This is a genomic window from Pseudomonas sp. EL_65y_Pfl2_R95, from assembly GCF_963971045.1.
In the GTDB taxonomy this organism is placed as follows: Bacteria; Pseudomonadota; Gammaproteobacteria; order Pseudomonadales; family Pseudomonadaceae; genus Aquipseudomonas.
In genome coordinates this window covers 1146526-1165647 of record NZ_CAXAOV010000001.1, presented here as the reverse complement: position 1 = coordinate 1165647, position 19122 = coordinate 1146526, and the positions used below count along the sequence as shown (strand labels likewise).

Sequence of the window (19122 nt, the reverse complement as noted above, 5' to 3'; positions counted from 1 at the left end):
TGGAGGTGACAAATGAACAGTGTGCCATTGCTGGCCAATCCAAGGGTCCAGCGAATTGCGGCACCCATACTGGTTGGCGCCGTACTGCTGGGTATTTGGCAGATTCTCTGTGTAGCTCTGCAGGTGCCCGTGTATCTGGTGCCAAGCCCGGCGGACATTGGCCGCACCTTGGTGACTGACGGGCCTTTGCTGTTGGGATCGCTGTGGGTCACCTTGAAAATCACCTTGCTCTCGTTTTTGTTGGCGGTGGTGCTTGGGGTGCTGGCTGCATTTCTGTTCGTGCAGAGCCGAGTCATCGAGGCGAGTCTATTCCCTTATGCGATCCTGTTGCAGGTCACGCCGGTGGTGGCCATCGCACCACTGATCATTATTTGGGTGAGCAATACCACCCTGGCCTTGGTGGTCTGCGCGACGCTGGTGGCGATCTTTCCGGTGATCTCAAACACGGTTCTGGGCCTGCGCAGCGTTAATCCGGGGCTGCTCAATCTGTTCAAGCTAAACCGTGCGAGTCGTTGGCAGACCTTGTTGCGACTGCGTATTCCCAGTGCTTTGCCGTTCTTCTTTGGCGGGCTGCGCATTGCCAGTGGCTTGGCCCTGATCGGTGCGGTGGTGGCCGAATTTGTAGCGGGCACCGGTGGTACGGGCGCAGGGTTGGCGTATCAAATATTACAGGCCGGTTTTCAGATGAATATCCCGCGCTTGTTCGCCGCATTGGTCCTGATTTCCCTGACCGGGGTGCTGTTGTTTAGTTTGATGGCGGCATTGGCTCAGGTGAGCCTTGGACATTGGCACGACAGCGAACAAGGCTGATCCCAAGCGGCTGTGCATGTGGCTTGCTAGGCTTTTTTGATGGTTATTGAATTTGGCAGAAGCGCCCGCCCTAGAGCGGCGGGCCGTATCGGCTGGCTTATTAAGTGCCAGCTTGATCAGGAGATCGTCTATGAACGCTAACAGCAGTTGGCTAATACGTAACGCCAGCGCCATTCTCACCGGTTTGTCTGGCAGTGCCGCGCGAATCGCCGGGCCGGATATTCGCGTGGTTGATGGACGCATTGCTGCAATTGGTCAGCTACAGCCAGAGATCGGTGAGACGCAGATTGATGCCCGCGATTGCGTGGTGTACCCGGCTTGGGTCAACACCCACCACCATCTTTTCCAATCTTTGCTCAAGGGTGAGCCGCAAGGGCTTAACCAGAGCCTGACTGCTTGGCTGGCGGCGACGCCTTATCGCTTTCGTGGCGCCTTTGATGAGCAGAGTTTTCGCTTGGCCGTGCGCATTGGTTTAGTCGAACTGGTTCGGTCGGGCTGCGCGACAGTGGCCGATCATCATTACCTGTATTACCCGGGCATGCCTTTTGATAGCGCGGCGATCTTGTTCGAAGAGGCCGATGCGCTGGGTTTACGCTTTGTCTTGTGCCGCGGCGGAGCTACTCAAACGCGTCAGCTTGAGGCCGAATTACCGCAAGCCATGCGCCCGGAGAAGCTTGAGGATTATCTGTCTGATGTCGAGCGTCTAACCCGGCTTTATCATGATCCCGCCGCTGATTCGCGGCGGCGAATCGTGATGGCGCCGACCACCACATTGCATTCGACCACGCCCGAAGAACTACGGGAAACCGCACGAGCGGCCCGCCAGTTGGGCATCCGTATGCACAGCCACCTTTCAGAGACGGTCGATTATCTGGATGCTGCGCGCGGCAAGTTCAATATGACGCCGGTGCAGTTCTGCGCCGAATATGAATGGCTGGGTAGCGACGTTTGGTTTGCCCATCTGGTGAAGTTGCTGCCTGAAGAGATCCGCATGCTGGGCCAAACCGGCACCGGAATCGCCCACTGCCCACAGAGTAATGGGCGATTGGGCAGTGGCATTGCCGACATCGTTGCGCTGGAAGCGGCCGGGGTGCCTGTATCGATTGGTGTCGATGGCGCCGCTTCGAATGAAGCCGCTGACATGCTCAGTGAAACCCATGCCGCGTGGCTTCTGCAGCGTGCGCGAAAGGGCCAGCTGGCCGAGCCACGTTATGCTGGTGGCCAGTTTGAAGGCGGCGCTGATGCGGCAAGTATTGAAGATGTGGTGCGTTGGGGCACCACTGGCGGGGCCAAGGTGCTTGGGTTGGATGCCTTGGGCGGCGTGGCCGTAGGCATGGCGGCGGATCTGGCGATTTATGCATTGGATGATCCACGCTATTTCGGCTTGCATGATTTGGCGATAGCCCCGGTCGCGTGCGGTGGCCGCGCCCGTTTGCAGGCGCTGTTGGTCGGCGGCAAGCGGGTGGTCGAGAAGGATCACATCGCTGGTCTGGACATGGCTGAATTAGGCCGTCAAGCCACCGCTGCCGTGCGTGGTCTGCAGCAACGTGCGGGGCTGCGCACATGAACTGGGTCGAGATGAAAGTCCGCGGCCTGCGCGAAGAGGCCGAGGGCATTCTCGGCGTGGAGTTGTGCGCGGTAAAAGGCGATGCCTTGCCTTTTAGTTGGACGCCCGGCGCCCATGTTGATCTGCAATTGGCCGGTGGCCTGGTGCGTCAGTACTCCCTGACCAATCTGGCCGATGAAGGCTGCATACGCTTGGCTATCAAGCGTGAGCCGCGTTCGCGTGGTGGTTCGCAATGGCTGCATGAGCAGCTGCGATTGGGGGCACGGATCCAGGTGGGTGTACCGCGAAATTTGTTCGCATTGCAGCCAGGCACTGGGCCAGTGGTATTGATGGCGGCAGGCATTGGGGTGACGCCATTGTTGGCAATGTACCGCGCTTGCCGGGCGCAGCAACGGCCGGTGCAGTTTTATTACTTCAGTCGCAGCCTTGCGCACAGTGCGTTTCTCGCTGAGCTGCACGCCCAGCCAGATGTCAGCTTGTTCAGTGGTCTGTCCAGTGCAGATATCGCTGCGCAATTGCCTCAGTTGTTAGCGAACCGGCAGCCGGGCAGCCAGCTATACAGCTGCGGCCCGCAAGGCTTTATGGCCTGCGTGGCCGAGCAAGCAACTGCGGCTGGCTGGCCGAGTACGGCGCAACACCGTGAGCACTTCAATGCCCCGCTGCAGGCGCCTGAACTGCCGACAACCCATCAGGTGCCGACTGTGCAGTTGGTGCTGGCCAAAAGCGCCAAACAGGTGTTGGTCAATGCAGGTGAGACGCTGGTGGCTGCGGCGGCGCGGGTAGGGGTCACTATTGCTACGTCGTGCGGCATGGGTATGTGCGGCGCGTGCATGTGCCCTGTGCTCAGCGGTGAGATTGATCACCGTGATCAGTACTTGTCAGATGCCGAGCGCCAATCTGGGCGGTGGATATTGCCTTGCGTTTCCGCCTGCTCAGGTGAGGAGTTGGTGCTTGATCTTTAAGGTGCGGTTTCGGATTTAGCGGCGGATGTTTGCTTAGGCTGTCCGCCCAGGTACCAACCGAGCAATCCCCAGACCGCCGCGCAAACAGCGCCAGCCAGTGCAGCAATCATGACCCCGTTGGACAAATTGTCGATCAGTGCCTTGGCCCAGGCGCTGGCTGCATCCCCGGCACGGTAGACAACGGTGTCGATAAAATTCTTGGCCTTGTATTTGGTCTGGGCATCGAGTGGGGCAAAGAGCATTTCCCGGCCCGGACGCACGCAGGCATATTCGCCTACGCGGCGCACAATCATCAGGGCAGCGAGCATGGCGAAGGTCGGAGCCAGCGCCAGGCCAATAAAGCCGAGACAGACTAGAAACGGTACGCCAGCGAGGAGGGCGCGAAGGCCAAAGCGCTGGGCAATACGACCGGTTATAAACAGCTGTGCAAGCAATGAAAGCGCTTGCACGGTAAAGTCGATCAGGCCGAATACCCGCACTTGCTCGTTGCGGTCAGTGAAGGTTTCGGCGACCAGGCGTGCCTGCTCGAAGTAGAGAAAGGTGCTGGCGGTGGCGAGTAGAATGACAAAGGCACTGATGCCCAGCAGGTAGGGTGAAGCGAGTACCTGAGTGAAGCCGCTGAAAGGGTTACCCAACACCGGCTTTTGCGGGCTCTCATTGTGTTCGGCGCCCGGTCTACCGGCACCACTTATGGCCCGCCAATGCATCAAATACCCTTTGCTCAGCAGGGCCAGTGCAAGCAGGGCCGCCGCGCACACCATCAAACCGCTTTCGCCAAGCAGATCAATCAGTAACGCGCCAAAGGCGGGGCCTATCAAGCCGCCGCAACTGGCACCGGCCGCAATAAAGGCAAACAGACGCTTGGCTTGCTGGCTGTCGAAGACATCGCTCATCAGGCTCCACGCCACAGACACCACGAACAGGTTGTATACCGACAACCACACGTAAAAGCTGCGAGCCAGCCATATATCACGTTCAACCAGGCTAAACAGCGCGGCAAAGCCCAGCAGGTTGACGATGAAAAAACCGTAGACCCAGTTGATGTAGCGCTCTCGCGGGACATGGGAATTAAGCCAGGCGAACAGCGGCACTGCAATCAGCATCAAGACAAAGGTGGCGCTGAACAACCATTGCAGGTTGTCGACACCGCCAACGATGCCCATCGCCTCACGAATCGGGCGTAGCATAAAGTAGCCGCTGAACAGGCAGAGGAATAGGGCAAAGCCACACAGGGCGGCTAGCAGCTCATCGGGCTTGGCATTGATGGCACTGGCTAACCGTTGAGCAGGCGTCACAAAGGCTTCCGCGGGTTACCCACATTGCCCATCAGCTAAATGCCTGAATGATTCGCTCGCGTAATGCTTCATCAGGCAATCGGCCCATGCCTGCCTTGATATTGTCGGTGACGTAGCGCGGTGTTGACGTTGCCGGAAGCACAGCGGTAACGGCTGGATGAGCGAGGGCAAACTTGAGCAGTAATTGCGCCCAGGACGTTGCATCGGTATCAATCGCCCAGCCTGGTAGAGACTGCCCTTTAACCTTGCTCAGCAGTCGGCCGCGCATAAACGGACGGTTGACCAGCACGGCAATGCCGTTGTCCATGCAGTACGGCAGCAGCTGTTTCTCGGCGTTACGTTCGCCGACCGAGTAATTGAGCTGAACAAAGTCGGGCTGGTGTTTTTTCAACGCCGCGAGCAATTCATCGTGAGCGGACTCCACATAGTGGGTGATGCCGGTGTAGCGAATCCTGCCCTGCTCTTTAAGTTCACGCATCAATGCCATCTGCGTCTGGGTATCTTGCAGATTGTGCACTTGCAGCAGGTCGACTTTGTCGGTCTGCAAGGCTTTGCAGCTGGCGTTGAACTGCTCCAGGCCGTTGTCGCGGCCGGTTGCCGATAATTTGGTCGCCAAAAACGCCTTGTGTTGCGTATCAATGCGCTTGAGCAAGAGGCCGGTGACGGCCTCGGCGGTGCCGTAGCTCGGCGCCGTATCGATTAAGGTGGCGCCGCCATTGATAAAGTTGCGCATGACCAGGTCGAGCGGCTCAATGCCTTCTGCATTGGGGGTTACGTTAAACGTACCCGAAGTGCCCATGCCAATGGCGGGAAGCATCTCGCCGCTGGCCGGGATTTTGCGACGCAATAATTGGCTGGGCTCGCTGGCAAAGGCAAAGCTCGGTAACAAAGGGGTTACGGCAGCCAAGCCGAGCAAGGCTGCACTGCGTTGGATGAAGTGGCGGCGGCTGGACATACATCCTCCTTTTTGAACGGTGCGCTGCAGGCGCATCGTAGGATCATAGCCTGATGACCGTCTGATACAGAACGCCGCATTAATGTTCTTGTTACCGGCTGTGTCGGTCTATGCGGTTTCAGCCTCTTGCGCAACAGCGCTTTGAGCTTCCATCGGCAGCACGAGGTTGAGGATGATTGCCGTGAGGCCGCCGCTGGTTATCGCTGAGCCAAAGATACTTTGTACAAGTTTCGGCAATTGGCTGAGTAGCTCGGGCTGGCTTGAAACCCCAAGGCCAATGCCAAATGACGTCGCCATAATTAACAGGCTGCGTCGATCCAGTGGCGCTTGCGCAAGAATACGTACGCCAGCGGCTGCTACGGTTCCGAACATTACCAGTGTTGCGCCGCCGAGTACGGGCTTGGGGATTTGCTGCAAGATTGCGCCGACCATGGGAAACAGGCCAAGCAGAATCAGAATTGCACCGATGTAGTAGCCGACATAGCGACTGGCAACTCCGGTTAGCTGGATAACGCCGTTGTTCTGGCTGAATGTGGTGTTGGGGAACGTATTAAATGCCGCAGCGATCAATGAGCACACGCCATCGCCAAACACCCCGCCTTTAATCCGCTGGAGATATTCGGGGCCTTTGATGGGCTGGCGCGAGATCATGCAGTTAGCCGTCAGGTCGCCTGTGGTTTCAATGGCGGTGATCAAGTAAATCAACGCCACCGGGACAAATGCCATCCAGTCGAAGTCAAAGCCGTACATAAACGGCATCGGCAGGCTGATCCATGGCAGGTTACTGATTGGTTTCGGCACCAGCACGCCCGTCAAGTAGGCCGCCAAGCTACCGATTAATAAACCAATAACAATGGCTGAGAGACGCAGCCAAGGATTGCTCAGGCGGTTTAGGCCGATAATGACCAGCAATACCAACCCCCCCAGCGCCAGGTTAATGGGCGCTCCGAAATCTGGGGCGTTAAAGCCCCCACCGACATCTGTGATGCCAACCTTGATTAAGCTGATACCGATGATGGTGATCACAATCCCGGTCACCAGCGGTGTAACCACACGCTGCAGTCGGCCAATGAACTGGCTCAATACCATCTCGATAAAGGCGCCGAAAAAGCATACGCCGAAGATCATCGCCAGTATCTCATCGGGACCGCCGCCACGTTGCTTGACGATAAAACCTGCAGCGAGCACTGCGCTCAAGAAGGCGAAACTGGTGCCTTGCACGCAGATCATCCCGGCGCCCACCCCAAATGGTCGGCGGGCTTGCATCAAGGTGCCGACGCCAGACACCATTAAGCCCATGCTGATTAAGTAGGGTACGTGCTCACCCAAACCGAGCACACCGCCAATAATTAGGGTAGGTGTGATGATGCCGACGAAGCAGGCCAGCACATGTTGCAGTGCGGCGAAGAAGGCGGCTAGCGGCGCCGGGCGGGCGTCCAAGCCGTAGATCAAATCTGATTGCGGTGCATCGGTCGACATGCAGTTCTCCGGGCAGCATAGGCTGCGGGATTGGAAATGGGCGTAGCTATTTCCAACTCCAATGCAAAAAGCTGTCCACTTGAACAGTTTTTACTTAGCCCCTGATTTACCTGAGGTTGTCGCCGGTTGACTGGCTGAGTAGCCGATTCGGTGAATCTTTTTTTGCCCTTGTTGGCAGCGCTTCGCCCTGAAATGGTGCGCTGCTCAGCTGACGGCCTCCAGCGCTTCGAGGAAACTTTCCAGGACTAAATGCGGGCGTCGGCCTTTGCGGGTCACTGCGGCTAAATTTAAGTCATAGAAGCGCGAGTCTGGCTTTAACGCGCGCAGGCGACCTTGTTGCACCCAGGCACTGGCGTAATGATCGGGCAAATAGCCAATGTAGCGGCCGGTCAGAATCAGGAACGCCATGCCTTCACGGTCAGAGGCACTGGCGGTGCAGTTCAGTGCCTGGTAGTGCGTCTGTATTTCCGGTGGCAAGCGGAAGGTGGGTGCGATCGCGTCCTGAGCGTTCAGGCGCTTGTCATCAAGGAGTTGATCATCGGCATAAAACAGCGGATGGCCCACTGCGCAGTAGAGCAATGAGCGCTCATCATAGAGGGGCTGGTAGTCAAGCCCGGAGAGTGCGCCGGATTGTGGCACCACGCCGATATGCAAACGGCCGTCGAGTACACCTTGTTCCACTTCGCTGGGTGGCGTCATGCGGATATGCACCCGCACATCCGGGCCGCGCTCTTTAAGCCGCGACAGGGCATTGGTAATGCGCATGTGCTGTACGGTGACCAGGTTGTCGGTCAAACCGATATTCAGTTCGCCACGCAGGTTTTGGTGCAGGCCGTTTACCTCAGTTCGAAAGCTTTCCAGTGCCGCCAGTAATTGCTGGGTCGACTGGAACACCTCGCGACCTTCTTCGGTCAAGGCAAAACCGGCACGGCCCCGCTGGCAAAGGCGCAAGCCCAAGCGTTGTTCGAGGTCACTCATTTGCTGGCTAATGGCTGAGCGACCGATGCCAAGCACGCTTTCTGCCGCCGAAAAGCCGCCCGATTCGACCACGCTACGGAACAGCTTTAACAGGCGAATATCAAAATCGCTGACTTGGGCAAGTGGATCAGGGCGACGAGTGCTCATTAGTTTAGTAACCGGTTAACTAAAGATAAGAAGAGTTGAGTTTTACCAACTTTATGCCCGTGGCACCTTTACTGGCAAGCGTACTTCTAGGGATCTTCTGAAAAAGGTAGCGAGCGAAGAGAGTACAAGGCGAAAAGATGCGAGAACCGCTCGGGGTCGCGGCCGACTTTAGTTGTCCTAAATGAGCATTTGATTCGCATAGCTCACCCCTTCGGGGCCGTACTAAAGTACGTTCAGCCTGAAGGCTGTGAGCATTTTTCAACTTAGTAATCTCTAGCGCAGTAGTTTTTCGGAGTTTCCCTAACCGAACATTGTCTTCTCAGCGAGGCCTCCCCATGAACATGCCCCAGACCGCTACTCCGCCAGTGACCAGCCAGCTCAAGCTGGATGCTCACTGGATGCCGTTCTCTGCCAACCGTAACTTCCATCGCGACCCTCGGTTTATTGTGTCCGCCGAAGGCAGCTGGCTGACGGATGACAAGGGTCGCAAGATCTACGACAGCCTTTCGGGCCTGTGGACCTGCGGTGCCGGGCACTCGCGTAAAGAAATCCAGGAAGCTGTAGCCAAGCAGTTGGGCACCCTCGATTACTCACCAGGCTTCCAGTACGGCCACGCGCTGTCGTTCCAGCTTGCCGAGCAACTGGCGGATTTATTGCCTGCGGGTCTGGACCACGTGTTTTTCACCAGCTCGGGTTCTGAGTGCGCTGATACCTCGGTAAAAATGGCCAAAGCCTACTGGCGCCTGAAAGGCCAGCCAGCCAAGACCAAGTTTATCGGCCGTGCCCGTGGCTACCACGGCGTGAATATTGCGGGTACCAGTCTCGGCGGTATCAACGGTAACCGTAAAATGTACGGCCAGTTTATGGACGTCGATCACCTGCCGCACACGCTGCAGCCGGGCATGGCGTTCACCAAAGGCATGGCTGAGACGGGTGGCGTCGAGCTGGCCAATGAACTGCTGAAGTTGATCGAGCTGCACGATGCGTCAAACATCGCTGCGGTTATCGTCGAGCCAATGTCCGGTTCTGCCGGTGTGCTCGTGCCGCCAGTGGGCTACTTGCAGCGTCTGCGCGAAATCTGCACCCAGCACAATATCCTGCTGATTTTTGATGAAGTGATCACCGCGTTTGGGCGTATGGGCAAATGGTCGGGTGCTGAGTACTTCGGTGTAACCCCTGACATCATGAACACGGCCAAGCAGATCACCAACGGTGCAGTACCGCTGGGCGCAGTAATCGCTTCCAGTGAAATCTATCAAACCTTCATGAACCAGCCATCGCCCGAGCACATGGTTGAATTCAGCCACGGTTACACCTATTCAGCGCACCCGGTTGCCTGTGCTGCCGGTCTGGCTTCGCTTGAATTGCTCAAACGTGAAAATCTGGTGCAGCAAGCGGCTGAAATCGAACCGCATTTCGCCACTGCACTGCATGGTTTGAAAGGCGCCAATCACGTTGTGGATATTCGCAACTGCGGCTTGGCCGGCGCTATCCAGTTGGCCCCGCGCGATGGCGATGCGGTGATTCGTCCGTTCGAAGCGGGTATGGCCCTATGGAAAGCCGGGTTCTATGTTCGCTTCGGTGGCGATACCCTGCAGTTTGGCCCAACCTTCAATGCCAGGCGTGAAGACCTTGACCGCATGTTCGATGCCGTCGGCCAAGCGCTACAAGGGGTGAATTAATGACTAAACGTATCCAGGCGGTCGCCACTGTTCAGGTTGATAACAGCGATGTCATTGTCACCGAGTGGCGCTTTGCACCGGGTGCCGAGACAGGGGCCCATCGCCATGGTTACGATTATGTAGTGGTGCCCATGACGGCGGGCACCCTGCTGCTGGAAACGCCCGAGGGCGAGAAACATGCAACCCTGGTGGCTGGTCAGTCATACTTTCGCAAAGCCGGTGTTGAGCACAATGTGGTCAACGCCAGCGCGCACGAAGTGGTGTTTGTCGAGACCGAAATCAAAGTTGCCCAATAAATCTTTGGGTGGTTGCCAGCGGCGACCATCTTGTCTGGATTCCCTGACGCGTTGAAGCGCACTCAACCGTCTTACAGTATTTGCTAACGGAGAGTTCCATGAGCCAAGTTAATCACCTAATCGATGGTCAGCCAGTTGCCGGTACCGGCCGTACCGCAGACGTGTTCAATCCGTCTACGGGTGAAGTTATTCATCAGGTTGCACTGGCTGATCGTGCAACTATCCAGCAAGCCATCGACTCGGCCAAAGCCGCTTTCCCCGCTTGGCGTAATACCCCGCCAGCAAAGCGTGCGCAAATCATGTTCCGCTTCAAGCAATTACTTGAGCAGCATGAAGCCGCTATCTCGAAGCTGATCAGTGAAGAGCACGGCAAAACCATTGAAGACGCTGCCGGTGAACTGAAGCGCGGTATCGAGAACGTCGAGTACGCCTGTGGCGCGCCGGAAATTCTCAAGGGCGAATACAACCGTAACGTCGGCCCTAATATCGATGCCTGGAGCGACTTCCAGCCAGTCGGCGTTGTAGCCGGCATCACCCCATTCAACTTCCCAGCGATGGTGCCATTGTGGATGTATCCATTGGCTATCGTTTGCGGCAACTGCTTTATCCTCAAGCCCTCCGAGCGTGATCCAAGCTCGACGTTGTATATCGCGCAACTGCTGCAGGAAGCCGGCCTGCCAAAAGGTGTGATGAACGTTGTTCACGGCGATAAAGAGGCGGTTGATGCGCTGATCGAAGCGCCAGAAGTTAAAGCCCTGAGCTTTGTCGGTTCGACGCCGATCGCTGAATACATCTATTCCGAAGGCACCAAGCGTGGCAAGCGCGTTCAGGCGCTGGGCGGCGCGAAAAACCACGCCGTGCTGATGCCTGATGCTGACCTCGATAACGCTGTTAGTGCATTGATGGGCGCGGCTTACGGTTCATGCGGCGAACGTTGCATGGCGATTTCGGTTGCGGTTTGTGTGGGCGACCAGATTGCTGATGCAATGATCAAAAAGCTGGTGCCACAGATCAAAGCATTGAAAATTGGTGCGGGTACCTCGACGGGGCTGGACATGGGCCCGCTGGTAACGGGTGTTCATCGCGACAAGGTCAAGGGCTATGTCGATGCAGGCGTTGCTGCTGGCGCCGAGCTGGTTGTCGATGGCCGTGGTTTTAGCGTGGCGGGCAATGAGAACGGCTTCTTCCTCGGTGGGTGCTTGTTCGACCGTGTGACCCCTGAAATGAGCATCTATCAGGAAGAAATCTTCGGCCCGGTGCTGTGCGTTGTTCGCGTCAACAGCCTCGAAGAAGCGATGCAGCTGATCAACGATCACGAGTACGGCAACGGTACCTGCGTTTTCACCCGTGACGGCGAGTCGGCACGCTTGTTCTGTGACGAAATTGAAGTCGGTATGGTTGGGGTCAATGTGCCGCTGCCAGTACCGGTTGCCTACCACAGCTTCGGCGGCTGGAAGCGCTCGCTGTTTGGCGACCTGCACGCCTACGGTCCGGACGGTGTACGTTTCTACACCCGTCGTAAGGCTATCACTCAGCGCTGGCCGCAACGCGCTAGCCATGAAGCAGCATCCTTTGCGTTTCCAAGCAACGGTTAACTGGGCCTAAGCAGGCGCTCTGGCTGTTAAAAAAAGACCCGTCATATGACGGGTCTTTTTTGTCTGGATATTTTGCCTGGCGGCTCCATCTGGGAGCAGCGATCTATTCGCCTTCGTCAAAGAAGTTGTTGATCAACGCCATGATCGCCTCAAGGGCTTCTTCGTCCCGCTCGCCATCGGTTAGCAGGTGAATTGAGGTGCCTTTGCCGGCGGCGAGCATCATCACTGACATGATGCTTTTGCCGTCGACCAGATTCTCCGGGGTGCGGCCTACTCTGATACTGCATGGATACAGCGTGGCAACACCGACGAATTTTGCTGCAGCCCGTGCATGCAAGCCGAGCTTGTTGATAATGGTCACTTCACAGGCGGGCATCGCGGCGGTTCCTTAACTGAGGTCGCGGTGGCGGGTCTGGACGTTTTTGAGCTGAGCTTTGAGTGCTTTGCCCAAACGGTTGGCGATATAAACCGAGCGATGATGCCCCCCTGTGCAGCCAATTGCGACGGTAACGTAGGCGCGATTACTGGCCGCGAAACGTGGCAACCACTTGCTCAGATAGGCATGGATGTCTTGATACATCTCTTGAACATCCGGCTGGCTGTCTAAATAGTCCGACACCGGTTGTTCCAGTCCCGAGAAATCGCGCAACTCGGGCCGCCAATAGGGGTTCGGCAAGCAGCGTACATCAAATACCACGTCGGCATCGACCGGCATGCCCCGCTTGAAGCCGAAGGATTCAACCAGAAATGCGGTGCCCGGATCTGGCTTGTTCAACAAGCGCAGGGCGAGGGTGTCGCGCAGCTGATAGAGATTCAGGTGGGTGGTGTCGATCTTTAAATCGGCCAGATCAATGATGGGCTCCAGCAGCAGCGTTTCATCGGTAATGGCTTCGGCTAACGAACGGTTGTCGTTGGTCAGCGGGTGGCGGCGACGGGTCTCGGAGAAGCGTTTGAGCAGGGTTTCTTCGTTTGCATCCAGATAAAGCAGGTCGCACTGAACATTGCGCGCGCGCACTTGTTCAAGCAACTCTGGAAACATATTCAAATCGCTGGGCAGGTTACGTGCGTCAATTGACACCGCCACATTGGGGCGAGCTGAATCTTTCTGCTGGAACGCTCGCTCAGCGAGTTGCGGCAGCAAGCTGGCAGGCAGGTTATCGATGCAGTAAAAGCCGTTGTCCTCAAGTACATCAAGGGCGGTACTTTTGCCTGATCCAGAACGCCCGCTGACTATTATCAAGCGCATGTAGGTTCTCTGTCGATTAGACAACCTCTGAAAAAGGACTGTGCCAACGCCTGTTGCATTCCATCGCGACTGAACCGTCGCCTTGGCTCACTTTGACGCCTCAGGGCAAGCCTATGGCCCCGGCACTCGCCACCTTTTGCAGAGAATCCTTAGCTGTTGTTCTGGATGTCGACAACAACCTGGTACAGCTCGTCATTGCTCTGTGCCTGGCGCAGTCGTTCGCGGACATCGCTGCGGTCAAGCATGCTGGCGATTTGACGAAGTAGCTCCAAGTGCTCATCCGTGGCCGCTTCAGGAACCAGCAGGACGAACAGCAAATCTACCGGTGCGCCATCGATTGCATCGAAATCTACAGCGGAGTCGAGCCTGAGTAACGCACTGATCGGCGCGTTGCAAGCAGGCAGACGGCAGTGCGGAATGGCAATACCATTGCCAAAACCGGTGGACCCGAGTTTCTCGCGGGCAATCAGGCTTTCGAAAATGTCTTGTCCATCGAGGTCGGGCAATTCGCGCGCAACCAGGTTGGCAATCTGTTCGAGAACACGTTTTTTGCTGCCGCCCGGCACGTTCACCAAGGAACGGCCGGGGGTCAGGATATTTTCAAGTCGGATCATAGGAGTTGGGCGATATCAACGGGCCATTGCACCCTGTTGACGGTCGAGCTGCTTTTCCTTGTGCTTGATAAGTTGTCTGTCGAGTTTGTCGGTCAGTAAATCGATTGCTGCGTACATATCATCGTGTTCGGCATTAGCGACAATTTCGCCGCCTGCAATGTGTAAGGTGGCTTCGATTTTCTGTTTGAGCTTCTCGACCTCCATAATAACTTGCACATTCGTAATCTTGTCGAAGTGGCGTTCTAGTCGACTGAATTTTTCGTCGATGTAGTCACGCAGGGCGTCGGTCACATCTAGCTGATGTCCACTGATGTTGACTTGCATACCGCATTCTCCTTGTTGCCGTGTGTAAGAGACAGGCTGTTTGCCTGCCGCCGGAACACTGTGGCGCGAAAAATCCTCAGTAAACATTTCCCACGCTGGGTAATAGCAGTATGGCTACTTTATCCAAGCGCGGGGCAGTTCGGTATTGGTTGAGACGATTTTCCTGTTCATCAACTGCTACATCAATCGCTTGCGTTCACTTGAAGGCGCGATACCGAGGGACTCACGGTATTTAGCAACTGTGCGGCGAGCTACTTGAATGCCTTGTGCCTCCAGTAAACCAGCGATCTTGCTGTCACTCAACGGCTTTTTTGCATTTTCCGCTGCAACCAGTTTCTTGATAATCGCGCGGATCGCTGTAGACGAGCATTCTCCGCCTTCGGAGGTGCTTACGTGGCTGGAGAAGAAGTATTTCAACTCGTAAATGCCACGCGGGGTGTGCATGAATTTCTGCGTGGTAACCCGCGAGATGGTGGACTCGTGCATGCCGACTGCTTCGGCAATGTCGTGCAGTACCAGAGGCTTCATCGCTTCGTCACCGTAGTCGAGGAACCCGCGCTGATGCTCAACGATCTGAGTAGCGACTTTCATCAGGGTCTCGTTGCGGCTTTGCAGGCTTTTGATAAACCAGCGAGCTTCTTGCAACTGATTGCGCATAAAGGTGTTGTCAGCGCTGGAGTCCGCACGGCGGACAAAGCCTGCATATTGAGCGTTGACCCGCAGGCGGGGCATGGCTTCCTGGTTAAGCTCTACCAGCCAGCGCTCATTGTGTTTGCGCACAATCACGTCGGGCACCACATACTCCGGCTCGCTGGACTCAATCTGCGAACCCGGACGCGGGTTAAGGCTTTGGATCAGCTCGATGACCTGGCGCAGGTCGTCTTCCTTGAGCTTCATGCGGCGCATCAGTTGGCTGTAGTCACGATTGCCAAGCAAGTCCAGATAATCATTGGCGAGGCGCTGTGCTTCAACTAGCCAAGGGGTCTTGGCGGGTAGCTGGCGCAGTTGCAGGGTCAGGCATTCGCGCAGGTCTCGTGCGGCGATGCCCGAAGGCTCGAACTGCTGAATGCGGTGCAGGACGGCTTCAATCTCGTCGAGCTCGATGTCCAGTTCAGGATCAAAGGCTTCCAGAATCTCTTCCAGGGTTTCTTCGAGGTAGCCTTGTGGGTTGATGCAGTCGATCAGGGTGACTGCAATCAAACGGTCCTTGTCGGACATTGGCGACAGATTGAGCTGCCAGAGCATGTGGCTCTGCAGGCTTTCACCGGTTGAGGTGCGCGTGGTGAAGTCCCACTCGTCATCGTCACTGTTGCTGCTTGGCAAGCTGCTGGCGCTGGTCTGGTAGACATCCTCCCACGCGGTATCAATGGGCAGCTCATTGGGAATGCGTTCGTTCCACTCACCTTCTTCCAGATTGTCCACGGTTTGTGGCGCATCTTGGTGGTTGCTGCTTTCTTCGTAGGTGTCTTGTTGCTTGGGCTGCTCGACAGTTGCGGTTTCTGCGCCGTCGGCCATAGGATCCGAATTATCGAAGTCTTCGCCATCTTCCTGGCGTTCGAGCATTGGGTTTGACTCCAGCGCCTCCTGGATTTCTTGTTGAAGATCCAAGGTCGACAGTTGGAGTAAGCGAATGGCTTGTTGCAGCTGAGGAGTCATCGTCAGCTGCTGGCCCATCTTCAGGACTAGCGATGGTTTCATTGCAGACCTTATTTACCGGCGTCTCTGCGCAATCCACTACAGGGCGCCGAAGGAGGCGCCTCAAGGAAGCAAATTATATGCCTGAATTGCAGTGCTTTGCCTAGCTGTTGCCGCTTATCGGGTGAAAAAATCCAGGTTAAAGGCGGAATTCATGACCCAAGTAGACTTCTTTTACCGTCTGGTTGGCCAGAATTGCCTCTGAATCACCTTCTGCAATGAGTTGGCCATCGCTGACGATATAAGCGGTTTCGCAAATATCCAGCGTTTCGCGCACATTGTGGTCGGTGATCAACACGCCAATACCCTTGGCTTTCAAGTGATGGATGATTTGCTTGATGTCGCCAACCGAAATCGGATCAACACCCGCAAAAGGCTCGTCGAGCAAAATAAATTTCGGTGCAGTGGCCAGGGCGCGGGCAATTTCAACACGGCGCCGCTCGCCACCGGACAAGCTCATTCCCAGGTTGTCACGAATGTGGTGAATATGGAATTCCTCAAGCAGGTTCTCCAATTCAGCCTCACGGCCAGCCCGATCGAGTTCTTTGCGGGTCTCAAGAATGGCCATGATGTTATCGGCAACACTGAGCTTACGGAAAATCGAAGCCTCTTGAGGCAGGTAGCCAATGCCCGCGCGCGCGCGGCCGTGCATCGGCTGATGGCTGACATCGAGGTCGTCAATCAGGATGCGACCCTGGTCAGCCTGGACTAAGCCCACAATCATGTAGAAGCAGGTGGTTTTACCTGCGCCGTTAGGGCCGAGCAGGCCGACGATTTGGCCGCTGTCTATGCTCAGGCTAACGTCACGGACAACCTGGCGGCTTTTATAGCTTTTCGCCAAGTGTTGGGCTTTCAATGTAGCCATTAATTACTGCCCTTGGGTGGGTTTGTTCTTCGGCTGAATCACCATGTCGATGCGCGGGCGCGGCGTGGTCACTTTGGTGCCATTTGCGCGGCCAGCATTGACGATTTGGCGCTGGGTATCATAGACAATTTTCTCGCCTTCGAAGGTATTGCCCTCTTGGATGACCTTGGCCTGGTCAATCAGCACGATGCGCTCGTTGGCGGAAAAGTACTGAATGGTCAGGCCGTAGGCTTTGACGATCTCTTTGTCGACTGCAGGCTTTTGTTCATAGTACGCAGGGCGCCCGACGGAGGTGAAAACATCAACTTCGCCCTTGGCATTCTGCGTAATAGTGACGGTGTCACCGGTGATTTTCATGGTGCCTTGAGTGATTACTACATCGCCACGGTAAACAGCAACGCCTTGTTTATCGTCGAGTTCTGCACTGTCGGCCTGTACGCGAATCGGTTGATCGCGATCAGTTGGCAAAGCCCAGGCATGAACGCTTCCTAGCGATGCACCCAGGCTGAGTAGAAGGGGGAGGGTTTTAACGAACCTCATGCTGGCCTCTTACGTTGGACAGCAGGAGCATCCGGCTGTCATTTAAATACGCTTTCATTCCTTGCGCCGTGGTCACCCCATTGGCTGCGTCAATTCTAACGGCTTGCTGGGTCTGCGCATATTCCTTATCGGGAATTACCGTAAGACGGCTGGTTGTCAGCAGGGTTGGGCGACCTTTTGCATCCGTGCGTTCAACGCGGACTTTGTCGATCAGTTCGACCTCTTTGCCGCCGGGTGAAACTTCACCTTTTTCACTTTGCACATGCCACGGCAGCTCTGTACCGCGGTACAGCAACAGGTCTGGCTGGGTCAGATAGGAAATATCCGAGTCCTTGGCATGTTCGACTTTGTCGGAGGTCAGCTCGTAATGCAATGTGCCGTCAGGCTGATATTGCACCGTTTTTGAATTGACCACATAAAAATCAATAGTATTTTGCGCAGCGGTTTTCGCCGGTTTGTCCGCGAAGCTGTCAGGGTTGATATTCCAGTAGCCCGCTGCGGCGACTATCAGCACGCCGAGCACGAGGAGCAAGATGTTTAATGGTTTGCGCATAGTTTGCTGTTCTACAGGTAGGCTGCTTGAGCCGCTTCAAGGGTGCCTTGGGCGAGCATGATTTGTTCGCAGAACTCTCGCGCCGCACCTTCGCCGCCTCTGGCTTGAGTCACCGCGAACGCATGCTCGCGCACAAAAGGGTCGGCACTGGCGACAGCCATGCCTAAACCTACGCGGCGAATGACCGGCAGGTCGGGCAGGTCGTCGCCGAGGTAGGCAACTTGTTCATAGTTTAGGCCGAGTTCGCCAAGTAGCTCGTCGAGCACTGCAAGTTTGTCTTCGCGCCCTTGGTAAAGATGCTGAATACCAAGGTTTTGTGCGCGGCGCTCAACTACCGGCGTGGTGCGTCCGGTAATAATCGCGGTGCGCACACCCGAGTTGATCAGCATTTTGATGCCGTGACCGTCGAGGGTGTTGAAGGTTTTAAATTCGCTGCCATCGACCAGGAAATACAGTTTGCCGTCGGTGAGAACGCCGTCTACGTCAAAAATTGCCAGTTTTATCGCGCTGGCGCGTTGTTTGAATTCTGGGGTCATTACATTACTCCGGCGCGAAGCAGGTCATGCATATTCAGCGCACCTACGGGACGATCGTTGTCATCAACTACGACGAGCGCGCTGATTTTATGGTCTTCCATGATCTTCAAAGCTTCAGCTGCAAGCATTTCGGCGCGGGCAGTCTTGCCATGAGCGGTCATGACTTGGTCAATGGTTGCTAGACGTAGATCAATTTCGCGGTCCAGAGTTCTGCGCAAGTCGCCGTCAGTGAAGATTCCGGCGAGCAAACCATTGCAATCCGTTACAACGGTCATGCCCAAGCCCTTTTGGGTCATGATCAGCAGGGCTTCTCGAAGCGAGGTGCCAGATTTTACCGTAGGCAGGCCATCGCCGGTGTGCATGACGTTTTCGACTTTCAACAGCAAGCGTCTGCCCAGTGCCCCGCCTGGATGGGAAAAGGCGAAGTCTTCAGCGGTAAAGCCACGCGCTTCAAGCAGTGCGATCGCCAGTGCATCGCCCAGCACCAAGGATGCAGTGGTTGATGACGTTGGGGCCAGGTTAAGCGGGCAGGCTTCTTTCGATACGCTGGCATCGAGATTCACTTCGGCGGCTTTCGCCAGCACTGACTCCGGGTTTCCGGTCATGCTGATCAGCTTGATACCCAGACGTTTGATCAAGGGCAGCAGGGTCACGATCTCGGCGGTTGAGCCTGAGTTTGAGAGTGCCAGCACCACGTCGTCGCGAGTGATCATGCCCATGTCGCCGTGGCTTGCTTCCGCGGGATGAACAAAATAAGCGGTGGTGCCGGTGCTGGCTAGGGTTGCCGCAATTTTATTGCCGACATGGCCTGATTTACCCATGCCGACCACTACCACGCGGCCTTTGCTCGACAGAATCAATTCGCAGGCACGGACAAAATCACCATCAATTCGCGGCAGCAATTCTTCAACGGCTTGCAGTTCAAGGCGAATGGTGCGCTCTGCAGATTTGATCAGGTCGTTTGTCTGGTTCATATCAATTGG

At 56.1% G+C, this 19122-nt stretch carries 20 protein-coding genes; 6 read left to right on the top strand and 14 right to left on the bottom strand.

The window, feature by feature from the left end:
• Positions 1-12: 12 nt before the first annotated feature.
• The 3 genes from AACY09_RS05545 (at position 13) to AACY09_RS05535 (ending at position 3339) form a co-directional block, all read left to right on the top strand.
• Positions 13-810 carry an ABC transporter permease gene (locus tag AACY09_RS05545; RefSeq protein ID WP_339486531.1) on the top strand — a complete coding sequence of 266 codons (798 nt, stop codon included), beginning with the start codon at positions 13-15 and terminating at the stop codon, positions 808-810.
• Between the two features lie 130 nt (positions 811-940).
• The gene (locus AACY09_RS05540) at positions 941-2377 is read left to right on the top strand and encodes an amidohydrolase family protein (RefSeq protein WP_339486530.1); all 1437 of its coding nucleotides are present in this window, start codon (positions 941-943) and stop codon (positions 2375-2377) included.
• Complete coding sequence (locus AACY09_RS05535) at positions 2374-3339, top strand: PDR/VanB family oxidoreductase (protein WP_339486529.1); 966 nt, start codon at positions 2374-2376, stop codon at positions 3337-3339. Before AACY09_RS05540 ends, AACY09_RS05535 begins: the two co-directional genes overlap by 4 nt.
• Here AACY09_RS05535 and AACY09_RS05530 read toward each other — a convergent pair.
• The 4 genes from AACY09_RS05530 to AACY09_RS05515 form a co-directional block, all read right to left on the bottom strand.
• Complete coding sequence (locus AACY09_RS05530; RefSeq protein WP_339486528.1) at positions 3336-4634, bottom strand: NTP/NDP exchange transporter; 1299 nt, start codon at positions 4632-4634, stop codon at positions 3336-3338. The genes AACY09_RS05535 and AACY09_RS05530 overlap by 4 nt on opposite strands.
• A gap of 31 nt (positions 4635-4665) precedes the next feature.
• Complete coding sequence (locus AACY09_RS05525) at positions 4666-5589, bottom strand: aldo/keto reductase (RefSeq protein WP_339486527.1); 924 nt, start codon at positions 5587-5589, stop codon at positions 4666-4668.
• Positions 5590-5697: 108 nt separating this feature from the next.
• On the bottom strand, positions 5698-7068 hold the full coding sequence (locus AACY09_RS05520; RefSeq protein ID WP_339486526.1) for a nucleobase:cation symporter-2 family protein: 1371 nt from the start codon (positions 7066-7068) through the stop codon (positions 5698-5700).
• A 204-nt stretch (positions 7069-7272) separates the two neighbouring features.
• Entirely contained in the window at positions 7273-8193 is a 921-nt protein-coding gene (locus AACY09_RS05515; RefSeq protein ID WP_339486525.1) for a LysR family transcriptional regulator, read from the bottom strand.
• Between the two features lie 335 nt (positions 8194-8528).
• On the opposite strand from AACY09_RS05515, the gene AACY09_RS05510 reads away from it, so the two are divergent.
• The 3 genes from AACY09_RS05510 (at position 8529) to AACY09_RS05500 (ending at position 11766) form a co-directional block, all read left to right on the top strand.
• The gene (locus AACY09_RS05510; protein WP_339486524.1) at positions 8529-9875 is read left to right on the top strand and encodes an aspartate aminotransferase family protein; all 1347 of its coding nucleotides are present in this window, start codon (positions 8529-8531) and stop codon (positions 9873-9875) included.
• Positions 9875-10171, top strand: a complete 297-nt coding sequence (locus AACY09_RS05505; protein WP_339486523.1) for a cupin domain-containing protein — start codon at positions 9875-9877, stop codon at positions 10169-10171. The genes AACY09_RS05510 and AACY09_RS05505 overlap by 1 nt, the downstream gene beginning before the upstream one ends.
• Positions 10172-10269: 98 nt before the next feature.
• Entirely contained in the window at positions 10270-11766 is a 1497-nt protein-coding gene (locus tag AACY09_RS05500) for a CoA-acylating methylmalonate-semialdehyde dehydrogenase (RefSeq protein ID WP_339486522.1), read from the top strand.
• A gap of 103 nt (positions 11767-11869) precedes the next feature.
• Here AACY09_RS05500 and AACY09_RS05495 read toward each other — a convergent pair whose 3' ends face one another.
• The 10 genes from AACY09_RS05495 to AACY09_RS05450 form a co-directional block, all read right to left on the bottom strand.
• Positions 11870-12142, bottom strand: coding sequence for an HPr family phosphocarrier protein (locus AACY09_RS05495; RefSeq protein WP_339486521.1), 273 nt, complete (start codon positions 12140-12142; stop codon positions 11870-11872).
• Positions 12143-12154: 12 nt separating this feature from the next.
• Positions 12155-13012, bottom strand: coding sequence for an RNase adapter RapZ (gene rapZ, locus AACY09_RS05490; RefSeq protein ID WP_339486520.1), 858 nt, complete (start codon positions 13010-13012; stop codon positions 12155-12157).
• A gap of 149 nt (positions 13013-13161) precedes the next feature.
• The gene (ptsN, locus tag AACY09_RS05485) at positions 13162-13626 is read right to left on the bottom strand and encodes a PTS IIA-like nitrogen regulatory protein PtsN (protein ID WP_339486519.1); all 465 of its coding nucleotides are present in this window, start codon (positions 13624-13626) and stop codon (positions 13162-13164) included.
• Positions 13627-13641: 15 nt separating this feature from the next.
• On the bottom strand, positions 13642-13950 hold the full coding sequence (gene hpf / locus AACY09_RS05480; RefSeq protein ID WP_339486518.1) for a ribosome hibernation-promoting factor, HPF/YfiA family: 309 nt from the start codon (positions 13948-13950) through the stop codon (positions 13642-13644).
• Between the two features lie 177 nt (positions 13951-14127).
• Complete coding sequence (locus AACY09_RS05475) at positions 14128-15648, bottom strand: RNA polymerase factor sigma-54 (protein WP_339486516.1); 1521 nt, start codon at positions 15646-15648, stop codon at positions 14128-14130.
• A gap of 136 nt (positions 15649-15784) precedes the next feature.
• Entirely contained in the window at positions 15785-16510 is a 726-nt protein-coding gene (lptB, locus tag AACY09_RS05470) for an LPS export ABC transporter ATP-binding protein (RefSeq protein WP_339486515.1), read from the bottom strand.
• A gap of 3 nt (positions 16511-16513) precedes the next feature.
• Positions 16514-17050 (bottom strand): lipopolysaccharide transport periplasmic protein LptA, encoded by a 537-nt coding sequence (lptA, locus tag AACY09_RS05465; RefSeq protein ID WP_339486514.1) that lies wholly within the window; start codon positions 17048-17050, stop codon positions 16514-16516.
• Entirely contained in the window at positions 17037-17603 is a 567-nt protein-coding gene (lptC, locus tag AACY09_RS05460) for an LPS export ABC transporter periplasmic protein LptC (protein ID WP_339486513.1), read from the bottom strand. The genes lptA and lptC overlap by 14 nt, the downstream gene beginning before the upstream one ends.
• Before the next feature lie 11 nt (positions 17604-17614).
• Positions 17615-18139 carry a KdsC family phosphatase gene (locus AACY09_RS05455; RefSeq protein WP_339486512.1) on the bottom strand — a complete coding sequence of 175 codons (525 nt, stop codon included), beginning with the start codon at positions 18137-18139 and terminating at the stop codon, positions 17615-17617.
• A complete protein-coding gene (locus AACY09_RS05450) occupies positions 18139-19113 on the bottom strand; it encodes a KpsF/GutQ family sugar-phosphate isomerase (RefSeq protein WP_445323772.1) in 975 nt (324 codons plus the stop codon). Before AACY09_RS05450 ends, AACY09_RS05455 begins: the two co-directional genes overlap by 1 nt.
• Positions 19114-19122 lie beyond the last annotated feature (9 nt).